Source organism: Vibrio sp. 2134-1 (assembly GCF_033339495.1).
In genome coordinates, this window is the sequence record NZ_JAWOUS010000379.1 from 1 (window position 1) to 728 (window position 728).

General features: G+C 35.3%; 1 protein-coding gene and 1 pseudogene. One reads left to right on the forward strand and one right to left on the reverse strand.

The features are described 5' to 3' along the window. Positions 1-78 (forward strand): annotated as a pseudogene (locus tag R7R78_RS26105) (alkylphosphonate utilization protein); the annotation flags it as partial. A gap of 160 nt (positions 79-238) precedes the next feature. Here R7R78_RS26105 and R7R78_RS26110 read toward each other — a convergent pair. Next, a complete protein-coding gene (locus R7R78_RS26110; protein ID WP_005451745.1) occupies positions 239-430 on the reverse strand; it encodes a hypothetical protein in 192 nt (63 codons plus the stop codon). Positions 431-728: the final 298 nt, after the last annotated feature.

Here is a 728-nt window from a genome sequence, read left to right on the forward strand (position 1 = left end):
GACCCTAAACTGATTTCAGGTAAGGCAAACGGTGGTCAGTCAATGTACGTGATCGCAGAGTACTGCCGTAAGAAGTAATTTTAGTTACTTTTGTATAAAACGGGGTTCCAGTTGGAACCCCGTTTTTGTTTGTGCTTCGGAAGGCCCCCTAACCCATGCGTTTGAATCAGGTCCCTTTGAAACAGCAAATACAAAAATGCCAGCGGCTAAGCTGGCATTTTTTTTCACAGTGTTCAGATTAACGGTACATACCGATATCTTTTTGAATGTGAGCTGACAAGTCTTCTGCGTAGTAGCTGCGAGGAGCAGAGTTATCTACAAAAAGAATGTCGAGTAAGTGAGCAATCAATCCTTTGAAGTTAACCGCGTAGGTTTTCTTATCCATAGAGGTTGGTAAAGCTACATTTGTCATTTGCATTGCTTGTGCCATGATTGCCTCTCTTTAAAAGCAGTAGTCTGTTTAGTTGGTTGTATATTAGTCAGTTTCTTATTGTTTAAGAAATGACAAATTTTACCCATTCAAATTAGAATTTCTAATAAAACAAACTAATTACAAAACTCAAAAATACAAATGAATAATAACGGCATAAATAATCACAATTGCTGTAATTACATTGAATAACTGAACATTACCTGCATAATTGCCCCTTAAGCAACAACATATATTTAACAATATTTTTCGTTATTTCTTTTGATTTTAGTGCTTACTTTATATTTTTTGATTAGTA

What these genes read in the sequence shown, in the direction of transcription:
- R7R78_RS26110 (WP_005451745.1), bottom strand. Translation starts at nt 430, where the DNA reads ATGGCACAAGCAATGCAAATGACAAATGTAGCTTTACCAACCTCTATG.